Source organism: Pseudomonas sp. S2_F07, assembly GCF_054668325.1.
Genome location: NZ_CP162758.1, coordinates 5,482,578 through 5,501,271, shown reverse-complemented (window position 1 = coordinate 5,501,271; position 18,694 = coordinate 5,482,578). Strand labels below are relative to the sequence as shown.

At 59.5% G+C, this 18,694-nt stretch carries 21 protein-coding genes; 14 read left to right on the top strand and 7 right to left on the bottom strand.

Features of this window, described 5'->3' with window-relative positions; translation table 11 throughout:
* Positions 1-6: 6 nt before the first annotated feature.
* A complete protein-coding gene (locus AB4O40_RS24955) occupies positions 7-1,362 on the top strand; it encodes an HlyD family type I secretion periplasmic adaptor subunit (RefSeq protein WP_056721436.1) in 1,356 nt (451 codons plus the stop codon).
* A 145-nt stretch (positions 1,363-1,507) separates the two neighbouring features.
* Here AB4O40_RS24955 and AB4O40_RS24950 read toward each other — a convergent pair whose 3' ends face one another.
* Together AB4O40_RS24950 and AB4O40_RS24945 are read right to left on the bottom strand one after the other, a co-directional pair.
* On the bottom strand, positions 1,508-2,104 hold the full coding sequence (locus AB4O40_RS24950; RefSeq protein ID WP_223541617.1) for a tRNA-uridine aminocarboxypropyltransferase: 597 nt from the start codon (positions 2,102-2,104) through the stop codon (positions 1,508-1,510).
* A gap of 5 nt (positions 2,105-2,109) precedes the next feature.
* Complete coding sequence (locus tag AB4O40_RS24945) at positions 2,110-3,003, bottom strand: LysR family transcriptional regulator (RefSeq protein WP_007972518.1); 894 nt, start codon at positions 3,001-3,003, stop codon at positions 2,110-2,112.
* A gap of 344 nt (positions 3,004-3,347) precedes the next feature.
* Here AB4O40_RS24945 and speB point away from each other — a divergent pair, with 344 nt between their 5' ends.
* The 6 genes from speB to AB4O40_RS24915 all read left to right on the top strand — a co-directional run bounded on the left by speB (position 3,348) and on the right by AB4O40_RS24915 (position 8,972).
* Positions 3,348-4,298: an agmatinase gene (gene speB / locus AB4O40_RS24940; RefSeq protein ID WP_056721431.1), complete on the top strand. Its 951-nt coding sequence runs from the start codon at positions 3,348-3,350 to the stop codon at positions 4,296-4,298.
* Between the two features lie 9 nt (positions 4,299-4,307).
* The gene (locus AB4O40_RS24935) at positions 4,308-4,730 is read left to right on the top strand and encodes a YybH family protein (protein WP_056721429.1); all 423 of its coding nucleotides are present in this window, start codon (positions 4,308-4,310) and stop codon (positions 4,728-4,730) included.
* 55 nt (positions 4,731-4,785) lie between these two features.
* A complete protein-coding gene (locus AB4O40_RS24930) occupies positions 4,786-6,297 on the top strand; it encodes a purine-cytosine permease family protein (protein WP_056721427.1) in 1,512 nt (503 codons plus the stop codon).
* Between the two features lie 162 nt (positions 6,298-6,459).
* A complete protein-coding gene (locus AB4O40_RS24925; RefSeq protein ID WP_056721425.1) occupies positions 6,460-7,839 on the top strand; it encodes a sodium:solute symporter family protein in 1,380 nt (459 codons plus the stop codon).
* Between the two features lie 85 nt (positions 7,840-7,924).
* Positions 7,925-8,650 (top strand): MBL fold metallo-hydrolase, encoded by a 726-nt coding sequence (locus tag AB4O40_RS24920; protein WP_056721423.1) that lies wholly within the window; start codon positions 7,925-7,927, stop codon positions 8,648-8,650.
* A gap of 70 nt (positions 8,651-8,720) precedes the next feature.
* Complete coding sequence (locus AB4O40_RS24915) at positions 8,721-8,972, top strand: phosphopantetheine-containing protein (RefSeq protein ID WP_056721421.1); 252 nt, start codon at positions 8,721-8,723, stop codon at positions 8,970-8,972.
* 86 nt (positions 8,973-9,058) lie between these two features.
* On the opposite strand, the gene AB4O40_RS24910 is transcribed toward AB4O40_RS24915, so the two are convergent.
* Entirely contained in the window at positions 9,059-9,187 is a 129-nt protein-coding gene (locus AB4O40_RS24910) for a PA1414 family protein (protein ID WP_007914492.1), read from the bottom strand.
* A gap of 135 nt (positions 9,188-9,322) precedes the next feature.
* Positions 9,323-10,216: a putrescine utilization regulator PtrR gene (gene ptrR, locus AB4O40_RS24905; RefSeq protein ID WP_056721418.1), complete on the bottom strand. Its 894-nt coding sequence runs from the start codon at positions 10,214-10,216 to the stop codon at positions 9,323-9,325.
* Between the two features lie 104 nt (positions 10,217-10,320).
* Between ptrR and AB4O40_RS24900 the strand changes: the two genes are divergently transcribed.
* On the top strand, positions 10,321-11,502 hold the full coding sequence (locus AB4O40_RS24900; RefSeq protein ID WP_460057568.1) for an MFS transporter: 1,182 nt from the start codon (positions 10,321-10,323) through the stop codon (positions 11,500-11,502).
* Here the strand turns inward: AB4O40_RS24900 and AB4O40_RS24895 are convergent.
* Positions 11,447-12,379: a DMT family transporter gene (locus tag AB4O40_RS24895; RefSeq protein WP_056721415.1), complete on the bottom strand. Its 933-nt coding sequence runs from the start codon at positions 12,377-12,379 to the stop codon at positions 11,447-11,449. The genes AB4O40_RS24900 and AB4O40_RS24895 overlap by 56 nt on opposite strands.
* 221 nt (positions 12,380-12,600) lie before the next feature.
* Positions 12,601-13,437 carry a CvfB family protein gene (locus tag AB4O40_RS24890; RefSeq protein WP_056721413.1) on the bottom strand — a complete coding sequence of 279 codons (837 nt, stop codon included), beginning with the start codon at positions 13,435-13,437 and terminating at the stop codon, positions 12,601-12,603.
* A gap of 351 nt (positions 13,438-13,788) precedes the next feature.
* Here AB4O40_RS24890 and AB4O40_RS24885 point away from each other — a divergent pair, with 351 nt between their 5' ends.
* The 3 genes from AB4O40_RS24885 (at position 13,789) to AB4O40_RS24875 (ending at position 15,854) form a co-directional block, all read left to right on the top strand.
* Positions 13,789-13,977 carry a hypothetical protein gene (locus AB4O40_RS24885; protein ID WP_015096330.1) on the top strand — a complete coding sequence of 63 codons (189 nt, stop codon included), beginning with the start codon at positions 13,789-13,791 and terminating at the stop codon, positions 13,975-13,977.
* 207 nt (positions 13,978-14,184) lie between these two features.
* Positions 14,185-14,907, top strand: coding sequence for a TorF family putative porin (locus tag AB4O40_RS24880; protein ID WP_056721411.1), 723 nt, complete (start codon positions 14,185-14,187; stop codon positions 14,905-14,907).
* Between the two features lie 77 nt (positions 14,908-14,984).
* Positions 14,985-15,854: a DUF6279 family lipoprotein gene (locus AB4O40_RS24875; RefSeq protein ID WP_056721408.1), complete on the top strand. Its 870-nt coding sequence runs from the start codon at positions 14,985-14,987 to the stop codon at positions 15,852-15,854.
* A gap of 69 nt (positions 15,855-15,923) precedes the next feature.
* On the opposite strand, the gene AB4O40_RS24870 is transcribed toward AB4O40_RS24875, so the two are convergent.
* Positions 15,924-16,316 carry a hypothetical protein gene (locus AB4O40_RS24870; RefSeq protein WP_056721407.1) on the bottom strand — a complete coding sequence of 131 codons (393 nt, stop codon included), beginning with the start codon at positions 16,314-16,316 and terminating at the stop codon, positions 15,924-15,926.
* A gap of 194 nt (positions 16,317-16,510) precedes the next feature.
* On the opposite strand from AB4O40_RS24870, the gene AB4O40_RS24865 reads away from it, so the two are divergent.
* The 3 genes from AB4O40_RS24865 (at position 16,511) to AB4O40_RS24855 (ending at position 18,638) form a co-directional block, all read left to right on the top strand.
* Positions 16,511-17,245 (top strand): DUF899 domain-containing protein, encoded by a 735-nt coding sequence (locus AB4O40_RS24865; protein WP_414913234.1) that lies wholly within the window; start codon positions 16,511-16,513, stop codon positions 17,243-17,245.
* A 184-nt stretch (positions 17,246-17,429) separates the two neighbouring features.
* Positions 17,430-18,185 carry a class I SAM-dependent methyltransferase gene (locus AB4O40_RS24860; RefSeq protein ID WP_162252401.1) on the top strand — a complete coding sequence of 252 codons (756 nt, stop codon included), beginning with the start codon at positions 17,430-17,432 and terminating at the stop codon, positions 18,183-18,185.
* A 177-nt stretch (positions 18,186-18,362) separates the two neighbouring features.
* Entirely contained in the window at positions 18,363-18,638 is a 276-nt protein-coding gene (locus tag AB4O40_RS24855; RefSeq protein WP_056721400.1) for a hypothetical protein, read from the top strand.
* Positions 18,639-18,694: the final 56 nt, after the last annotated feature.

Sequence of the window (18,694 nt, the reverse complement as noted above, 5' to 3'; positions counted from 1 at the left end):
TAGCCCATGTCTGCCGATCAAGGATCCCGTGGCTACTTCGACAGTTTCAACAAAAGTGCCGAGACCGAGTTCATGCCGGAAACCGCCGGCGCCTCATTGCAGGACTCACCGCGCTGGTCGCGAATCACCGTGTGGCTGGCCGCCGCGCTGCTGGTCAGCGCGCTGGTCTGGGCCAAATTCGCCGTGTTGCAGGAAGTGACCATGGGCGAAGGCAAGGCGATTCCGTCGAGCAAGGTCCAGGTGATCCAGAACCTGGAGGGCGGCATCGTCACTGAAATTTTCGTCCGCGAAGGGCAAATGGTGAACAAGGGCGATACATTGCTGCGTCTGGATGACACCCGCTACCTGTCGAACAAGGGTGAAAGCGAAGCCGATCGCTACGCCTTGACCGCGCAGGTCGAACGGCTTTCGGCCGAAGCCGAAGGCCGGCCGTTCAAGCTGTCAGAAGAAGTGATCGCCAAGGCCCCGCAAGTGGCCGAAGACGAGCGCTCACTTTACGAGCAACGGCAACGGCGACTGGCCAGCGAGCAGCGTACTCTCAGCGAACAACTTCGGCAAAAAACCCAGGAATTGGCGGAGTTTCGCTCGAAACAGGGCCAATTCAGTTCGAGCCTGGCGCTGCTGCAACAAGAGATGAACATGTCCACACCGCTGGTGGGCACCGGCGCGGTGTCACCGGTGGAAATCCTCCGGCTCAAACGCAGCGCCGTGGAGATTCGCGGCTCGCTGAACGCCACCACCCTGGCGATTCCCCGGGCGGAATCGGCGATCAACGAGATCAAAAGCAAGATCGACGAGTCGGAGCAAACCTTCCGCTCGGAAGCCGCCAAAGAGCTGAATGAGAAACGCACCGACCTGTCGAAAATAACGGCATCAAGCATCGCCATCGACGACCGCGTGACCCGCACCACCGTGGTCTCGCCGGTGCACGGCATCATCAAGGTATTGAAGGTCAACACCATCGGCGGCGTGGTCCAGCCCGGCAGTGACATGGTGGAAATCGTGCCGCTGGAAGACAACCTGCTGATCGAAGCCAAGGTCCGCCCGCAGGACGTTGCATTCCTGCATCCGGGCCAGAAAGCCATGGTCAAGTTCAGTGCCTACGACTACACCATTTACGGCGGCCTGAGCGCCAAGCTGGAACTGATCGGCGCCGACACCATCACCGACGACAAGGGCAACAGTTTCTATCTGATTCAGGTGCGTACTGACAAAAACCATTTGGGCGGGGATGTGAAACCGCTACTGATCATTCCGGGGATGGTGGCGACGGTGGACATTATTACCGGGGAGAAAACGGTGCTGGATTACTTGCTTAAACCGGTGTTGAAAGCGCGGACCGAGGCGATGCGGGAGCGGTAGGCAGTATCCAGAATCTGCGGTGACTGATCTGCCGCCATCGCGAGCAAGCTCGCTCCCACAGTGTCCGCGTCGAACGCAAATTCTGAGAACGCCAGTAACCCTGTGGGAGCGAGCTTGCTCGCGATGGGGCCATGACAGGCACCGACTATTTCGGTCCATGGTTACGCTGGTAAACCTCCTCCCCCATCGCCGCAATCTGCCCCTCGATCAACGCCTCGAACGGCTTCAACAACGGCGCAAACGTCGCCGGCGCTTCGAGGGTTTCCAGCGCCTGCACAATCGCCTCCACCGTCGACAACGCCCCCGGTCCCGGCGCCTTGCGCAGGCGATAGCGGGACACGCCGCCCTCGGCCAGCGTCACCCTCGGCAACGCCGCCAGCAGCGGATTGAGGTGCAACATCTTGCGCGCCTTGCGCCAGGTGCCGTCGGGAACCACCAGCAACAAGGGTTCGTCCGTCGCGGCACACGCCTGCATCGGTTGGGCATCTTCGCCGGGAAACAGTAACCGCGCCCGATACCCCGGCTGATTCAACAGCGTCGGCAAATCCTCGAACACCTCGCCGACGATCAACTCGGCATTCTTCAACCCAAGCGCCGCCAGACGCGCGGTGTTCAACGCATGATTCACTTCGCTCGGATGCTGCAACAACAGTACCCGGGTGCGGCTGTCGAGGCTTGGGATCAACGGGCACAGGCAGTGGCTTTGCGGGCGCAGGCAGCGCGGACATTGAACTCTGGACATCGTCTTTATGCCTGATTCAGTTGGGCTTTAAGCAAATCACGGAATGTCTGGATCAGCGGCTCGCGGCTGCGCCCCCGACGCACGATCATCGAGAACGGCGCCTGATAACCGAAGGTCGCCGGCAGCAACACCCGCAAATCACCCTTGTCGGCCCAGGCCTGGGCGTAGTGCTCCGGCAGGTAGCCGATGTAGGCGCCGGACAGCACCAGGATCAACTGGGCCTCCATACTTTCTACCGTCGCTGCGCTGTGTTTGAACCCGTGGCGCGCCAGTTCGGCCTGGCTCCAGTAGCCACGACCGACCATGCGCTGTTGAGTGATGACTTGCTCGGGGATGCGCCGCTCGTTGAACAGAGGATGCCGCGTGCTGCAATACAACCAGTGTTGTTCACGGTACAGCGGCATGTACACCAGGCCGCTCATGCGCGTGGAAAACGCGCCGATGGCCAGGTCGAGACGGTTGTCCTGCACCCCGAGTTGCAATTCATAAGGGCTCATCACCGACAGGTGCAAGTGCACGGCCGGGTGCTCCTGGCTGTAGGCGCCGATGGCTTCGGCGAACGGCAGGGCCTTGTCACTGACGGTGGAGTCGATCACCCCGAGGTTCAAGGTACCGCGCAACTCTCCCTTGAGGGCGGCGGCGTACTGCTCGAAGCCTTCGAGTTCGCCCAACAGGCGCAGGGTTTCCTGATGGAACAGCTCGCCCTTGCTGGTCAGGCTGAAACCGCCACGGCCGCGATGGCACAGCACCAGGCCGAGGGCGGCTTCGAGCTGGCTCATGTAGGTGCTGATGGCCGACGTCGAGAGATTGAGTTCCTGCTGGGCGTTGGCGAACCCCTGATGGCGCACCACGCTGACGAAGATGCGCAATAGTTTCAGGTCGGGTAAAGCGTTGGCCATTGGGACTCTCCAAACACCGCTCGAATTTCAGCTGGCTCTGGCTACAGCCCAGTAGGAGCTGCCGCAGGCTGCGATCTTTTGATCTTGACTCTGTGCGATCTGAGACCGCTGGAAATCAAAAGATCGCAGCCTGCGGCAGCTCCTACAGGTTTATCTGCAGCTTTCGTGTTGCGGTGAAGTCTATCGATCTCTCGCGCATTAGTTTAGAAAAATCTGAACTAAGTATTTGCCCGTAGCGATTCTTCCCGGTCACTACATTTCGCAGAATCGGCGCCACAAGGTTCGCCCGTACTCCCGTTAACGGCAACCGACATAAATAAAACAACGACGATGAGGCCCTACCCGTGGACAAGATTCTTCACCAACCACTGGGCGGCAACGAAATGCCGCGCTTCGGCGGCATCGCCACCATGATGCGACTCCCCCATTTGAATACCGCTGCCGGCCTGGACGCTGCCTTTGTAGGCGTGCCCCTGGACATCGGTACCTCCCTGCGCCCCGGCACCCGTTTCGGACCTCGCGAAATCCGCGCCGAGTCGGTGATGATCCGCCCGTACAACATGGCCACCGGCGCTGCCCCGTTCGACTCGCTGTCGGTTGCCGACATCGGCGACATCGCAATCAACACGTTCAACCTGCTGGATGCCGTACGGATCATCGAAGAATCCTACAACAACATCCTTGAACACGACGTGATCCCGCTGACCCTGGGCGGCGACCACACCATCACCCTGCCGATCCTGCGTGCCATTCATAAAAAGCACGGCAAGGTCGGCCTGGTGCACATCGACGCCCACGCCGATGTGAACGACCACATGTTCGGCGAGAAGATCGCCCACGGCACCACCTTCCGTCGCGCTGTCGAAGAAGGCCTGCTGGATCCGGACCGCGTCGTGCAGATCGGCCTGCGCGCCCAGGGCTACACCGCTGACGACTTCAACTGGAGCCGCAACCAGGGCTTCCGTGTGGTTCAGGCTGAAGAGTGCTGGCACAAATCGCTGGAGCCCTTGATGGCTGAAGTCCGCGAGAAAGTCGGCGGCGGCCCGGTGTACCTGAGCTTCGACATCGACGGCATCGACCCGGCCTGGGCACCGGGTACCGGTACCCCGGAAATCGGCGGTCTGACGACCATTCAGGCGATCGAGATCGTTCGTGGCTGCCAAGGCCTCGACCTGGTCGGTTGCGATCTGGTAGAAGTCTCGCCCGCTTACGACACCACCGGCAACACCTCGCTGCTGGCCGCCAACCTGCTGTACGAAATGCTCTGCGTACTGCCTGGCGTAGTCCACCGCTGAGGATCGGTCATGAACGAACGTGATCAGGTGCTCAAAGCCGCCGCCGATCTGGTGTCCGCTTTTGCCCGTAACGATCGCGAAGCCTACTTCGGCGCGTTCAGCGTTGAAGCCAGCTTCGTCTTCTACACCCTCGAACAGCCCCTGCTGTCGCGCGACGCCTATCAGGCGATGTGGGACGGCTGGCGCTCCGAGGATGGCTTCGAGGTGCTCTCGTGCACCTCAAGCAACGCTTTCGTCAGCCTGCAGGGTGACGTGGCGATTTTCATCCATGACGTGGCCACCGAGTTGCGCATGCAAGGGGAGCAACACTTCAGCCAGGAGCGCGAGACGATTGTTTTCAAGAAACAAGCGTCTGGCCAAGAACAACAAGGCCTATGGCTGGCCTGCCACGAACATTTGTCCGCGATGCCGGAAGGGCTGCCACCCCCTTAGCCAACACAGGTGATGCTCACGCACGATGAGCGCGCCTTTATGATCGGAGCTGGTCATGAATAACAAAAACAACGAAAAAAGCCTTAGCAGCATCGAAACAAACGGGGTCGAACAGATCCCGGACAATGAGCGTGACGCCAAGCCCAGCGATCTGTTTCGCCTGATCTTCGGCGGCGCCAACACCTTTGCCACCGCCGTGCTCGGCAGTTTCCCGGTACTGTTCGGCCTGTCCTTTCAGGCGGGCGTCTGGGCGATTGTGCTGGGCGTGGTACTCGGTTCGCTGATCCTGGCGCCGATGGGCCTGTTCGGCCCCATCAACGGCACCAACAACGCCGTCTCTTCCGGCGCACACTTCGGCGTGCACGGGCGAATCGTCGGCTCCTTCCTGTCGTTGCTGACCGCAATCGCGTTCTTCTCGCTCTCCGTCTGGAGTTCGGGCGATGCGCTGGTGGGCGGTGCCAAGCGCCTGATCGATCTGCCGGAAACCGATCTGACCCTGGGCCTGGCCTACGGTCTGTTCGCGCTGCTGGTATTGACCGTGTGCATCTATGGCTTCCGCTTCATGCTGTGGGTCAACCGCATTGCGGTGTGGGCGGCCAGCCTGCTGTTCCTGCTGGGGGTTTTCGCGTTCGCCCCTGCATTCGACAGCCAGTACGCCGGCACCGTCGCCATGGGCCAGGCCGGTTTCTGGGCTGCGTTCATCGGGGCAGCACTGGTCGCCATGAGCAACCCGATCTCCTTCGGTGCGTTCCTCGGTGACTGGTCGCGCTATATCCCGCGCGATACGCCCAAAGGCCGGATCATGGTATCGGTGATTGCCGCGCAACTCGCCACGCTGATTCCGTTCCTGTTCGGCCTCGTCACCGCCACCATCGTAGCGGTCAAGGCGCCGGACTACATTGCGGCCAACAACTATGTCGGCGGCCTGCTGGCGGTATCGCCGAGCTGGTTCTTCCTGCCGGTGTGCCTGATCGCGGTCATCGGCGGCATGTCCACCGGCACCACCTCGCTCTACGGCACCGGCCTGGACATGTCCAGCGTGTTTCCTCGGGTGCTGTCGCGGGTCAAGGCCACGCTGCTGATCGGTGTGATGTCGATTGCGTTCATCTTCATCGGGCGCTTCGCGGCCAACCTGGTGCAGAGCGTGTCGACCTTCGCCGTGCTGATCATCACCTGCACCACCCCGTGGATGGTGATCATGATCATCGGCCTGCTGGTGCGTCGCGGCTTCTACTGCCCGGATGACCTGCAAGTGTTCACCCGTGGCGAGAAAGGTGGCCGCTACTGGTTCACCCACGGCTGGAACTGGCGTGGCCTGGGCGCCTGGATCCCGAGCGCGGCCGTCGGCCTGTGCTTCGTGAACCTGCCGGGCCAGTTTGTCGGGCCGCTGGGCGAAATGGCCGGTGGTATCGACATCAGCCTGCCGGTGACCCTGGGCCTGGCCTCGCTGGTGTACCTGGCGCTGCTGAGCCTGTTCCCGGAATCGAGCGCTGTGTTCGGTCCGAACGACCCTCGCAGCAAGAGCACGGATTCGCTCGCTAAACCGGCGATGCGTCAAGCCGCCTGATTCAATGAACTAAACGCACTACCTGTGGGAGCGGGCTTGCCCGCGAAGACGGCAGCACATCCAACATTGATGTGACTGACAGACCGCTTTCGCGAGCAAGCCCGCTCCCACAGGGATTGATTTTCAGCCTCACATAAAAAAGACAATCGGAGACACGCCATAATGGCTTTGGATTTATTCGTCGTACTCATCTACGCCGCCGCGATGCTGATACTCGGCTACTACGGCATGCGCAAGGCCAAGACCAACGAAGACTTTTTGGTCGCCGGTCGTAACCTCGGCCCAAGCCTGTACATGGGCACCATGGCTGCCACCGTCCTGGGCGGTGCGTCCACCGTGGGCACCGTGCGTCTGGGCTATGTGCATGGCATCTCCGGTTTCTGGCTGTGTGCGGCCCTGGGTTGCGGGATCGTGGCGCTGAACCTGTTCCTCGCCAAACCGCTGCTGAAGCTGAAGATCTACACCGTTACCCAGGTCCTGGAAAAACGCTACAACCCGATGGCCCGCTCCGCGAGCGCGGTAATCATGCTGGCCTACGCGCTGATGATCGGCGTGACCTCGATCCTGGCAATCGGCACCGTGCTGCAAGTGCTGTTCGGCCTGCCGTTCTGGATCTCGGTACTGCTCGGCGGCGGCGTGGTGGTGGTCTACTCGGCGATCGGCGGCATGTGGTCCCTGACCCTGACCGACATCGTCCAGTTCGTGATCAAGACTGTCGGCCTGATGTTCATCCTGTTGCCGATCTGCCTGTACCGCGTCGGCGGCTGGGATGAGTTGGTGCTGAAACTGCCGGCGGCGAGCTTCAGCTTCACCACCATCGGTTGGGACACCATCATCACCTACTTCATGATCTACTTCTTCGGCATCCTGATCGGTCAGGACATCTGGCAACGAGTGTTCACCGTCAAGACCGCCAAAGTGGCTCAGGTTGCCGGTACCGCTGCCGGTATCTACTGCATCCTCTACGGCCTGGCCTGCGCCCTGATCGGCATGGCTGCCCACGTTCTGATCCCGGACCTGGACAACGTCAACAACGCCTTCGCCGCGATTGTGAAACTGTCCCTGCCGGACGGTATCCGTGGCCTGGTGATCGCTGCCGCACTGGCCGCCATGATGTCCACCGCCAGCGCCGGCCTGCTGGCCGCTGCAACCACCCTGACCGAAGACCTGCTGCCGAAACTGCGTGGCGGTAAACAGTCGAGCCTGGCGATCAACCGCCTGTTCACCCTGTTGACCGGCATCGTGGTATTGGGCATCGCCCTGATCGTGAACGACGTGATCAGCGCCCTGACCCTGGCCTACAACCTGTTGGTAGGCGGCATGCTGATCCCGCTGATGGGTGCGATTTTCTGGAAGCGCGCCACCACCGCCGGCGCTATCGCCAGCATGGGCATGGGCTTCGCCACCGCGCTGTTGTTCATGTTCAAGGACGGACTGGACGCCAACACCCCGATCTACTACAGCCTCGGTGTAGGCCTGGTGAGCTTTGTTGCTGTCAGCCTGCTGTCCCGTCGCCCGGTGACTGTGGCCAGCGCGGCCTAAGCTGAACATAACGACTTGATGCTTTCTTCGACGAGTGTGGCGTCGGTTGCCACACTCGTTTTTTTTCGTCTGGAGAAAACTGCTCATGAAGATCGTCAGCCGTGACCAGTGGTTCGAAGTCAAACATCTCAGCGACGGCATCCGCCTGATTCACGAGCCCTACATCCGGCCTTTCTACCGCTGCAATCTCTGGCACATCCAGGGCCGCGACAAAGACCTGCTGCTCGACAGCGGCTCGGGCCTGGTCAGCCTGCGCGAGCAACTGCCGTGGATCACCGAACGGCCACTGGTGGCCGTGGCCAGCCACTGCCATTTCGATCACATCGCCGGTCATCACGAGTTCGCTGAACGCCTGGTGCATCCGGCCGAGGCGGACATTCTCGCGGCGCCCGATGGCGACAACGACCTGAGTAAAGCCTTCGTCGGCGACGACATGTTCGAGGCGCACCCCGATTGCCCGCTGTGCTACGCCGAATACCGGGTCAAGGCCGCACCGGCCACAGGGTTTGTCGAAGATGGGGATGTGCTGGACCTGGGCAACCGGGTATTGCAGGTCGTGCACACACCGGGACACTCGCCGGGCGGCATCTGCCTGTACGAAGCCGCCACCGAAACATTGTTCAGTGGCGACATCATCTACGACGGCCCGCTGATCGAAGACGCCTACCACTCCAACCTCGATGACTACGCCCGCAGCCTGCAACGCTTGCACGGGCTGTCAATCCGCACGGTGCATGGCGGGCATTTCGGGAGTTTTTCCGGGGAGCACTTACGCAACATGATTGACCAATGGCAGCGCTCACACGGCTAAAGCCTGCTGTACTCAACGACAGGAACTGCACCGGCAGGAAGAACGACACCCGCCTCCTCGAAGAACGATCATGAAAGAAGCCGCCCTTCGTGCTGTCGTACATCGCTACATCAGCCGCCTGCTGGAAGGTCGGGACGACTTCGACGACAACGCCAGCCTGGCGCAGTTGGGATTGGATAAAAATGATATCGAAGAGCTGATCTTCCATCTGGAAGATGAACTGGGTGTCACGGCGTTTACCGTGGAGGAAGACCGGATGCTCAAGACCGCCAGGACGGCGAATGATTTGAGCCGGTTTTTGCTGGAGATCGGGCGGTACTAAGGCTGGTGATCAAACGTACACGAAGCGGCAAGGGAGCTTGCTCCCTCGCCACTGGAAACCTATCACCTGTCAGATGATATCTGCCATTACCGGCGTCGTTGCTGGCGTCGACGTTGTTCGTCGTCAGTACGAATTGGCACGGGTTGCAGAGGCGGCTCGATCAAGCCGAGAGCGACGCCCAGGTCATGCAGCCAGTTTTGGATTTTCTCTTTCATGGTGCCCCCTTCAGGGTAGTGCCGAGCGGCCAAAGTTCTGTAGCCCCTTCGTACAGATAATAGTCCGAAGTCCTACGCAATGCTCGCGCAAAGTCACAATGATCTGTTACTGAATCCATCACAATCAGCCTGTGTTCAGGCAATGTCCTGTGCCCGCACCCGTGTCGGCGGAAAAACCACCTGTTGCTGCTCGATCCAGGCATTCAGGTTGGCCCCGACCATGCCCTTGCGCCACATCAGCCAGGTGGTCGCACTGGCGAACGGCTCGGCCAACGGATGCACGGCCACACTCTCGCGGCCCGGCAGACTGGCGAGCATCGACTCCGACATCAGCGCCACACCGGAACCGGCAATCACACATGCCAGCATCCCCGGATAGGACTCGATCTCCATCGCCCGGCCCATGGCCGCGTGGTCATGGGCGAACCAGGCCTCCAGGCGCATGCGGTAGGAGCAGCCCTGGCGAAAGGTGAACACCGAACGACCTTGCACATCCAGCGCGCTGCGCACGGGCGGATGGTCGGCCTCGCTGATCAGGACCAGGCGCTCGTCGCACAAGGGCACCCCGTCGAGACCGGCCAGCTCCAGGGGGCCATCCACCAGCGCCGCATCGAGCCGGCCGGTGAGCAGGCCTTCGAGCAGTTCACCGCTGGGCCCGGACTGTACTTGCAGGTTCACTGCCGGATACAAGCGGTGGTAGTGCGCCAATAGCCCCGGAAGGTGAATCGCTGCCGTGCTGTACATGGTGCCGAGCACGAAGTCGCCCGCCGGTTGACCGCCCTGCACTGCCGCGCTGGCCTCATCGTGCAAGGCAAACAGCCTGGCGGTGTAGTCCAGCAGGACTTTTCCCGCAGGCGACAACTGCAAGCGCTGACGTTCGCGCAGGAACAGTTCGACGCCCAGTTGCTCTTCCAGCTGTTTGAGCCGGGTCGACAGGTTCGACGGCACTCGATGCAACCGTTCTGCGGCCCGGGTGATGGACCCTTCTTCCGCCACTGCCTGGAAGATGCGCAATTGGCTGAACTCCACGATATTCTCCAAAAAAGAACAAGTTACTCACTATTATTCATTTTTAAAGAAAGTCAATCAGTCCTAGCCTGACGGTCATTGATCCTCCAGACGGAATCCAGACCATGTCTCCCCTGATCCGCTTATCCGCCAGTTTCGTTGCCCTGATGATGGCCATGGGCATCGGCCGTTTTGCCCTGACACCGCAACTGCCGCACCTGCTCAGCGAAGGCCAGATCGACCTGACCGCCGCCGGACTGATTGCCGCCGCCAACTACCTCGGTTATTTCATTGGTGCGGTGGACGCCATGTTTTCCCGGCGTCCGGCGCAAGTGCACCGGCGCTTGCTCGGCGGATTGTGGCTCTGCGTGCTGTTGACCCTGGCGTCGTTCTGGGCCAATGGTTTCTGGTCGCACCTGCTGCTGCGTTTTGGCACCGGCGTGGCCAGCGCCTGGGTGCTGGTGATGATTACCGCCCTGAGCCAGCCACTCGCAGCAGAGGCCGGTCGACCTCGGCTCGGCGCCCTGGTCTTCGCCGGGCCGGGTTTGGGGATTTTCCTGACAGGTCTGTTGGCCCTGGGCTCTAATCTGCTGGGCCAGACTTCCGCCACCTTGTGGCTGGTGTACGCCGCCGCAGGGCTGGCGATGCTGCTGGGGTTCCTGCCGTTCCTGCCACAACCGGGTGCCACCGCGACTGCTGCGCCCAGCGCCAGCGCCTCGGGTAATCAAGGTATCGCTCGCCTGGGCTGGATCTATGCCTTGTACGGATTGGGCTACATCATTCCGGCGACTTTTTTGTCGCAAATGGCCAATGCGCAATTCCATGGCCAATGGCAGGCCGACCTGTTCTGGCCATGCTTTGGTTTGGCGGCGGCAACCGGTGTGGTGCTGGTGTGTCTGCGGCGGCAAAAACCTCGCGCCACCGGTCACTGGTTGATGGCGACGTTATGGCTGCAAGCCGCTGGCGTGTTCGCTTGCCTGCTGGGTAACGGGCCAGGCCTGGCGTTGGGTGTGATCCTGTGCGGCACGCCGTTCCTGGCCTGCATGCAACTGGTGATGCAACGCTCCCGGGAACTGGCGCCCCATGCCACCCAGCGCAATGCCGGCCTGCTGACAGCCTGCTTTGCCGTGGGCCAGCTCAGCGGACCATTGCTGGCGGCGCTGAGCAGTCATTTCAGTGGCGGTTTGCAGCCGGCACTGGTAGTCGCTGGCTGCGGCTTGTTGCTCGCCGGCGGTCTGTTGCTCGCGCCGGTCAGTGCTGCCCAAGAGCTTTGCGCAAACGACGGCGCAACCACTGCTCGGCGCTGACAAAAGTGATGCCCGCCAATACCAGTACGGCACCGATGACGAAGTTCAGGCTCAGTTCCTCGCCGAGCAGCACCACGCCGAAGGTGACGCCGAACAATGGCGTCATGAACGAAAACACCGCGAGGTTGGCCGCCAGGTAACGGCGCAGCAGCCAGAACCAGATCAGGTAACTGAAGAACGACACGACCACGCCCTGAAACAGCACACTGGCCACCGCCACATGAGTCAGGCTGACATGGGTGATCTGGCCGCTGAGCAGCGCAATCAACAACAAGCCGAAGAAGCCGACAATCAACTGATAGAACAGCGTCAGGGTCACCGGCGCTTCCGACAGGCGCGAGGCGCGCACCACCACCGTGGTCGCGCCCCAGGCGGCACCCGCCAGCACGCCCAGGGCATCGCCCATCAACATGCGGTAATCAAGGTTGTCCCAGGACACCCCGCCGGCAAACGCAATGGCAATCCCGATAAAGGCCAGGACAATCCCCAGCCATTGCAGCGGCCGCAATCGCTCACTGGGCAGCAACCAGTGCACTCCCAAGGCGGTGAAGATCGGCGCCGTGTAGAGGAACACCGACATGTGCGCCGCCGTGGTCAGTTGCAGGCCTTCGGAAATGAAGAAGAACTCCAGGCCGAACAAGGCACCGGCCAACAGACCGCCGCGCCAGGTCGCCCCCACCTGGTTCCAGCCACCCTTCCAGCAGATCAGCAGCCCGACCAGCAACGCCGACATGCCGGAACGTCCGGCCGCCTGCATCACCGGCGCGATATCGGCCGCCGCCCACTTGATCATCACCTGCTGCACGCCCCAGACCAGGCACAACCCGACCATCACTTGCAGGGCAAACCCGTCGGTGCTGCGCCGGGTGGCGCTCACCGGAACACCTCGAAGACACAATCCATGGCAAAGACTCGGCAGAAAAAAGCAAAACCCCGGCCTTCTCGTTGAAAAGAAATCACCGGGGCGATGAATCATGTTGTCGATTATTAACCAGAAGGCCAGAAAATGCCCCTGTAGGAGCTGCCGAAGGCTGCGATCTTTTGATCTCTAAAAATCAAGATCGCAGCCTTCGGCAGCTCCTACACGTCAGAGTGGGGTCAACTGAGCTCGATACGATCGGCATGAATGACAATCTGGCCGTTCTTGTACAACGCACCGATGGCCTTCTTGAAGTTGCCCTTGCTGACACCGAACAGACTGCTGATCAATGCCGGATCGCTCTTGTCGCTCACCGCCAGGCTGCCGTTGTTTTCGCGCAACTTGGCGAGGATCTTCGAGTTCAGGCTGGTGGCCGCTTCCTGGCCGACCGGTTGCAGGCTCAGGCTGATCTTGCCGTCGGCGCGAACTTCCTTGATGAAGCCCTTTTCTTCTTTACCGGCGCGCATGAACTTGAAGATTTCGTTCTTGTGGATCAGGCCCCAATGCTTGTTGTTGATGATGGCCTTGAAACCCATGTCCGTGGCTTCGGCCACCAGCAGATCCACTTCCTGGCCCGCGGTGTAGTTGGCCGGGGTCTTGTCCAGGTAGCGGTCCAGGCGCGCGGTCGCGGTGATGCGACGGGTGTGCTTGTCGAGATAGACGTGCACCACCACATACTCACCCGCCGTCATCTGGCGCTTCTCTTCGGAGAACGGCAGCAACAGGTCTTTCGGCAAGCCCCAGTCCAGGAATACGCCGATGCTGTTGACTTCAACAACTTTCAAACTGGCGAATTCACCGACTTGAACTTTCGGTTTTTCAGTAGTTGCGATGAGTTTGTCATCGCTGTCCAGATAAATAAAAACGTTGAGCCAGTCTTCATCTTCGGTAGGAATATCTTTTGGAATATAACGATTAGGCAGAAGGATTTCGCCATCCGCGCCACCGTCCAGATATAAACCGAAGTTAGTGTGTTTAACCACTTGCAAACTGTTGTAACGCCCGACTAAAGCCATGTCCAATACCCTCATTGCGTGGGCGGCATTCTACCCGGTTTTAAGCGCTGCGTTCGGCAGCCGGCCCGGTGGCGCGAGAAAATCCTCTGAAACCCTTAATTTTCCCGGGGTTTCATCCCGCGTCTGGCCGCTCGTCAGGCCGTTCCGGGCATTTACGCCATGCCCAGGCAAGCGCAACACGATATTTTTTCGGGCAATGTTTTTAGTTAAAACAGCGGCTTAGGTGCATATTTCGGATATTGTCCGGTGACTGATTACCCCGTCCTCAAGAATATGCCGAGGGGATATTTGCCAAGCAATTATCAGGTAATTCCTGTACGATGCCTGGCCAAGTTAATTTTCTACAGGTTAATGGCCGCCATGCGCGTAAAAGCATCCACCAGCAAAGCAAAGCCAGCTCCAGCCGTCGAAACCAGCGAATCGATCAACAGCCAGATCGCTGCGTTCCTCAAGTCCGGCGGTGAAATCCAGCAAATTGCCAAAGGCGTCAGCGGCCAGACGTTCGGCCCGTCCAAGCAGATCACCCTGGGCAAAAAGTAATCCCCCCGCGTCACCTGGTCCCAAAGCGCTTTGAGCTTCGAAGCGCTTGGACTGGAACCCTCGTTATTCCCCCCGCCACTCCTTCAAATCGTTCGGAAATCGACGAACGGCCTTCATTGCCGATCATTCGCCGGTATTCTTGCACACGTCTGGATCAAGCGTTTCAGCGGGCCCGCCAGCCTGTCCTCGCTGTTCATGGAGTGACGCATGTTCAAACCTTTCTATCTATCGGCATTGCTCGCCAGCCTGCTGGCCTGCTCCGTGGCACACGCACAAATCTTTCAGCGTGAGCTGGGGGGCTTCGACCTCAAGCTCGGCACCACCCCCACCCGCAGCATGGCCCAGGGCCTGGTCAAACCGTCGGCCGTCGGTTCGTTCCACGGCGGCCTGGATCTGAGCCACGACAGCGGTTTCTACGTGGGCCAATGGTCGCCCAGCGTGGGGATCAGCCCGGGGAAAGACCTCGAGATCGATTCCTACATGGGTTTTAAACAACCCTTCGACCAAACCCTCGGCTACGAAGTGGGCCTGATCCGCTACAGCTACCCCGAAGTCACGACCCCTGACAGCCAGGAACTGTTCGGCGGCCTGACCTTGCTCGGCAGCCGATTCGGCATCGCCTTCAGCAATGACCCGGACAAACAGAACAACACTCTGTTCGCTGACTTGAGCGGCAATCAACCTTTCGGTGTAGGCATCAGCCTGAAATACACCACCCACCAATTCAATACGCCAGTGGCGGTGGATGGCGGGTATGTAGGCAGTTTTACCGATTGGTCGCTGAAATTGTCCCGCCCGTTCATGGGCATCGACCTCGACCTGATCTACAGTGACTCCAACCTGAGCGGCAGCGGTTGCTCGGCCTATGCCGGGCACAACAACCAGTGCGACGGGCTGGTGACGCTCAAGGCCGAACACGCGTTCTATTGATCGGCTGAACTGCCGGGCTCCTCTTGGGTTCACATGAGAATCAGACACCGAAGACTGGCTTTCGCAAGGACTCGCCCATGTCCCGCTGGTTCAAACATATCGCCTTTATGCTGATAGTTGCCCTTGCCCTCGGCGCGTGCAGCCGCGTGGGCCTGGCCTACCGCAATCTCGATGTGATCATCCCGTGGACGCTCAGTGACTACCTGGACATGAACGGCGAGCAAAAAAGCTGGCTGGACGAACGCTTGAAGGAACACCTGAGCTGGCACTGCACCACCCAACTGCCCGGCTACCTCGACTGGCTGGACCGTCTGCAAACCATGATCACCACCAACCAGGTCACCGATGCAGCCTTGCAAGCCCGCGCCCACGAAGCCGAACAGGCGATCGCCGAGACCGCGCGGGAAATCACCCCGTCGGCCATCGAGTTGCTGAAAGGGCTGGATGACAAGCAAGTCGCCGAAATGAACGACGCCTTTGCCAAGGACCAGCGCAAACGCCAGCAGGAATACCTCAAACCTTCCCTCGACCAGCAGATCAAGGAACGCGGCGCGCGCATGGAGAAGCGCCTGAACGACTGGCTCGGGCCTCTGAACACTACCCAGCAACAACGGGTAGCCACATGGTCCAGGACCCTGGGCGAGCAGAACACCCAGTGGCTTGCCAACCGCGTCCATTGGCAGAAACAGTTCAGTGCAGCTGTTGCCCAACGCCAGAGCCCCGAATTCCCACAACGCATCGAGACACTTCTGGTCAATCGTGAGAGCTTGTGGACACCCGCCTATCGGCAGGCCTTTGCCAACACCGAAGCCCAGGCGCGTTCACTGTTCGTGGATCTGATGGCTGAAAGCACGCCGAGCCAACGCGCACGGTTGCTGAAGAAAATCGAGGGTGTGAGGAAAGACTTCAGCGACTTGAAGTGCCTGAAAGCCGGGAAACAAGGCTGAGGACAACACAAGACCAATGTGGGAGCGAGTTGCTCCCACAGGGTGATTCCACAGGATTGCATGAGAACATCAGGCAATCTGCGCCCTCGACGCCACCTCATCGAACGTCACCTCATCCAGCGCATCCTCCTGTTCGTCCAGCACCTGCCGCGGGTGATCATTGCCGGGGATGCTGCTGTCGATCAGGCTCAACAAACGCGAACCCCGCGCCGTCAGAATGTAATTGGTGCCCGTACCACCTTCGTCCTCCGGTCGCGGTTCGATATAGCCACGCGCCAGCAGTAACTTTTCGTACTCTCCAGCCACCGTTTTCAAGTGATCAAGATTTTCAATCGGCTCACCTTCCGCAGCCTTCTGCGCGGCATGCTGTTCGGCGTAAGGCCGCGGCGTAAAACTGTGGCCCGCACTGTTTTGCACTTCATGCAGCAAGCGCTCAATCAAGTCCCAATTGTAAGTCGTCATCCTGATTCAACCTCCGGTGCCCGTTCGATTGATGCCCGTGCAATTGCACGGACCTTACAGGTTGTGACCGGTACGCCCGCCCGCCGTTCAGCCGGGCGTTTGCAGACGACCGACCGACGGCATGTCGAAATCCACGCAAGCCAAACGACTAGTCTGTGTAAGTCACCTCCCCGCCCCATGCAGGAGAAAACAACATGAACATTCAGAACCATCCCGTCGTATCGCGGGAAGAATGGCTCGCCGCCCGCAAACAGCACCTGGCCCACGAAAAAGCCTTCACCAAGGAAAGGGACAGACTCAGCGCCGAACGCCGCGCCCTGCCCTGGGTGAAAATCGACAAGGACTACCATTTCCAGGGGCCCGACGGCGAACTGAAACTGGCGGACCTGTTCGGGGGGCGCAGCCAGTTGGTGATCTACCACTTCATGTTCGCCGAGGGCTGGGATGAAGGCTGCCCTGGTTGCTCGTACCTGAGCGATCACATCGACGGCGCCAACCAGCACCTGGCCCACCATGACGTGGCCGTGGTAGTGGTTTCCCACGCACCGTTCGCCGAATTCCAGGCTTTCAAACGGCGCATGGGCTGGAAGTTCGACTGGGTGTCGTCCGAAGGCTGCGATTTCAACTACGACTTTGGCGTCACCGCCCGAGCTGAAGACGTCGCCGCCGGAAAGGCTACATACAACTACGAAAAAACCGACGGCGCCGAAGAAGAACTCCCCGGTCTCAGCGTGTTTTATCGCAATGACGCCGGAGAAATTTTCCATACCTACTCTACCTATGCCCGGGGCCTGGACATGCTGGTCGGCGCCTACAACTACCTCGACCTGACGCCCAAGGGCCGCAACGAGGACGAGATCATGGAGTGGGTGCGGCATCACGACCGGTACGAAGAACAGGCTAACCCTGGTTGCTGCCATGGGGGTTAGCCTTGAAACTGAATCGGGCCCGCTCGCGAAGAGCGCCCGATCCGCCCGAAAAGAAATAGTGCTCAGCCGATGAAATGACCGGTGAACTGTCATTTCTTTAAGCTACGCTCAAGACTTTCTGACAGTTACAACACTAAAAAAACTATTGGAGAGAACTGTGTCAGGACGACAAGACCAGAATAAAGTGACTGACGAAAGCTATTGGGACAGTGTGTGGTCCCCTGCACAGTCCTCGCTGTCTGCATTGAGCGGTTCAGATTTCTACTACGGGAAAAATGGCCTCTTCGCCAGGTTGATTCATGCGCGGCTTGGCTCGATCAAGGGCACTCGTATTCTGGAACTGGGAGGTGGCGGTGAAAACAAACGCCTCTTGTCCATGAATAAATGGATGGACGCAGACGTCACTGCGCTCGATTTCTCCGATGAAGGTCTGAAAGTAGTCAAGGAGCTGTTTGATATCAATCAATGCTCAGGCCACTTCCTCAACGCCGACATATGCAACTGGACACCCGACCAGCAATACGACACCGTCGTTCACTGGGGTGTCCTGGAACATTTCATTGATCCAAGGCCTATGCTTGAGAAATCATTTTCCGCCTTGAAGAGTAACGGCAGGCTGCTTTTTTCGATGCCGAACATGGAAGCTGTTGGCGCGCAACTGTGGAAAAACTGGTGCCCTGAAAACTGGTCGAAACACGTATTTCACTCCAGGGAACTCATCGAAAAAACATTACATGAGATCGGCTTCTCAACAGTTGGAAGCTTCCATTATGGCGTGCCGTTCTTGAAAGGCGCTGAGTGGGAGATTGCGGCCATGGGCCAGCGTCCCATCGATCTGTTACAGAAAGTCTGCAGTGCCTCGGCACGGGTAGTACCGATTTTTCATAAATATGGAAACAAGCATATCTCGATGGAAAGAGGATTCATTGCGGTCAAGTGATCGAGGCTTGAGTAAACGGAACGACTCTTTCATCACTTTGCCGAGTGTAGAAAAACCGGACATTGTCCGGTTTTTTGTTGGCCACCCTATACCAGACTTATCCGCCACCTCGGCTGAACTTTTCTTGCCGTTGTCCCCTCAACCGGATATCTGCCGTTGCCGGAACAGAGGACGCTTATGAAAACCCTGAGCAAGCTGACCCTCGCTATCACCCTCGCCTGCGCCCTGCCCGCCTGGGCCTGCACCCCCGACGAAGCCACTGCCAAGCGCGAGCAACTGGCCCGGGAAGTGGCAAGGCTCACCGAGCAAAATCCGACCAAGGCCAAGGAGATCAATGATGAGTTGCAGAAGATGGATCTGGGCACTGCCGCCAAGGACCTGCCGGACAAGTGCCAGTTGATCGACCAGCGCTTGAAGGAACTGGAGTCTGCCGAGAAGAAAGCCGAAGGCTGATAAAACACCAGGGATAAAAAAACCCGGACACTGTCCGGGTTTTTCACTGATCGTCT

What these genes read in the sequence shown, in the direction of transcription:
- AB4O40_RS24955 (WP_056721436.1), top strand. Translation starts at nt 7, where the DNA reads ATGTCTGCCGATCAAGGATCCCGTGGCTACTTCGACAGTTTCAACAAA.
- AB4O40_RS24950 (WP_223541617.1), bottom strand. Translation starts at nt 2,104, where the DNA reads ATGTCCAGAGTTCAATGTCCGCGCTGCCTGCGCCCGCAAAGCCACTGC.
- AB4O40_RS24945 (WP_007972518.1), bottom strand. Translation starts at nt 3,003, where the DNA reads ATGGCCAACGCTTTACCCGACCTGAAACTATTGCGCATCTTCGTCAGC.
- AB4O40_RS24935 (WP_056721429.1), top strand. Translation starts at nt 4,308, where the DNA reads ATGAACGAACGTGATCAGGTGCTCAAAGCCGCCGCCGATCTGGTGTCC.
- AB4O40_RS24930 (WP_056721427.1), top strand. Translation starts at nt 4,786, where the DNA reads ATGAATAACAAAAACAACGAAAAAAGCCTTAGCAGCATCGAAACAAAC.
- AB4O40_RS24925 (WP_056721425.1), top strand. Translation starts at nt 6,460, where the DNA reads ATGGCTTTGGATTTATTCGTCGTACTCATCTACGCCGCCGCGATGCTG.
- AB4O40_RS24920 (WP_056721423.1), top strand. Translation starts at nt 7,925, where the DNA reads ATGAAGATCGTCAGCCGTGACCAGTGGTTCGAAGTCAAACATCTCAGC.
- AB4O40_RS24915 (WP_056721421.1), top strand. Translation starts at nt 8,721, where the DNA reads ATGAAAGAAGCCGCCCTTCGTGCTGTCGTACATCGCTACATCAGCCGC.
- AB4O40_RS24910 (WP_007914492.1), bottom strand. Translation starts at nt 9,187, where the DNA reads ATGAAAGAGAAAATCCAAAACTGGCTGCATGACCTGGGCGTCGCTCTC.
- AB4O40_RS24900 (WP_460057568.1), top strand. Translation starts at nt 10,321, where the DNA reads ATGTCTCCCCTGATCCGCTTATCCGCCAGTTTCGTTGCCCTGATGATG.
- AB4O40_RS24890 (WP_056721413.1), bottom strand. Translation starts at nt 13,437, where the DNA reads ATGGCTTTAGTCGGGCGTTACAACAGTTTGCAAGTGGTTAAACACACT.
- AB4O40_RS24885 (WP_015096330.1), top strand. Translation starts at nt 13,789, where the DNA reads ATGGCCGCCATGCGCGTAAAAGCATCCACCAGCAAAGCAAAGCCAGCT.
- AB4O40_RS24880 (WP_056721411.1), top strand. Translation starts at nt 14,185, where the DNA reads ATGTTCAAACCTTTCTATCTATCGGCATTGCTCGCCAGCCTGCTGGCC.
- AB4O40_RS24875 (WP_056721408.1), top strand. Translation starts at nt 14,985, where the DNA reads ATGTCCCGCTGGTTCAAACATATCGCCTTTATGCTGATAGTTGCCCTT.
- AB4O40_RS24870 (WP_056721407.1), bottom strand. Translation starts at nt 16,316, where the DNA reads ATGACGACTTACAATTGGGACTTGATTGAGCGCTTGCTGCATGAAGTG.
- AB4O40_RS24865 (WP_414913234.1), top strand. Translation starts at nt 16,511, where the DNA reads ATGAACATTCAGAACCATCCCGTCGTATCGCGGGAAGAATGGCTCGCC.
- AB4O40_RS24855 (WP_056721400.1), top strand. Translation starts at nt 18,363, where the DNA reads ATGAAAACCCTGAGCAAGCTGACCCTCGCTATCACCCTCGCCTGCGCC.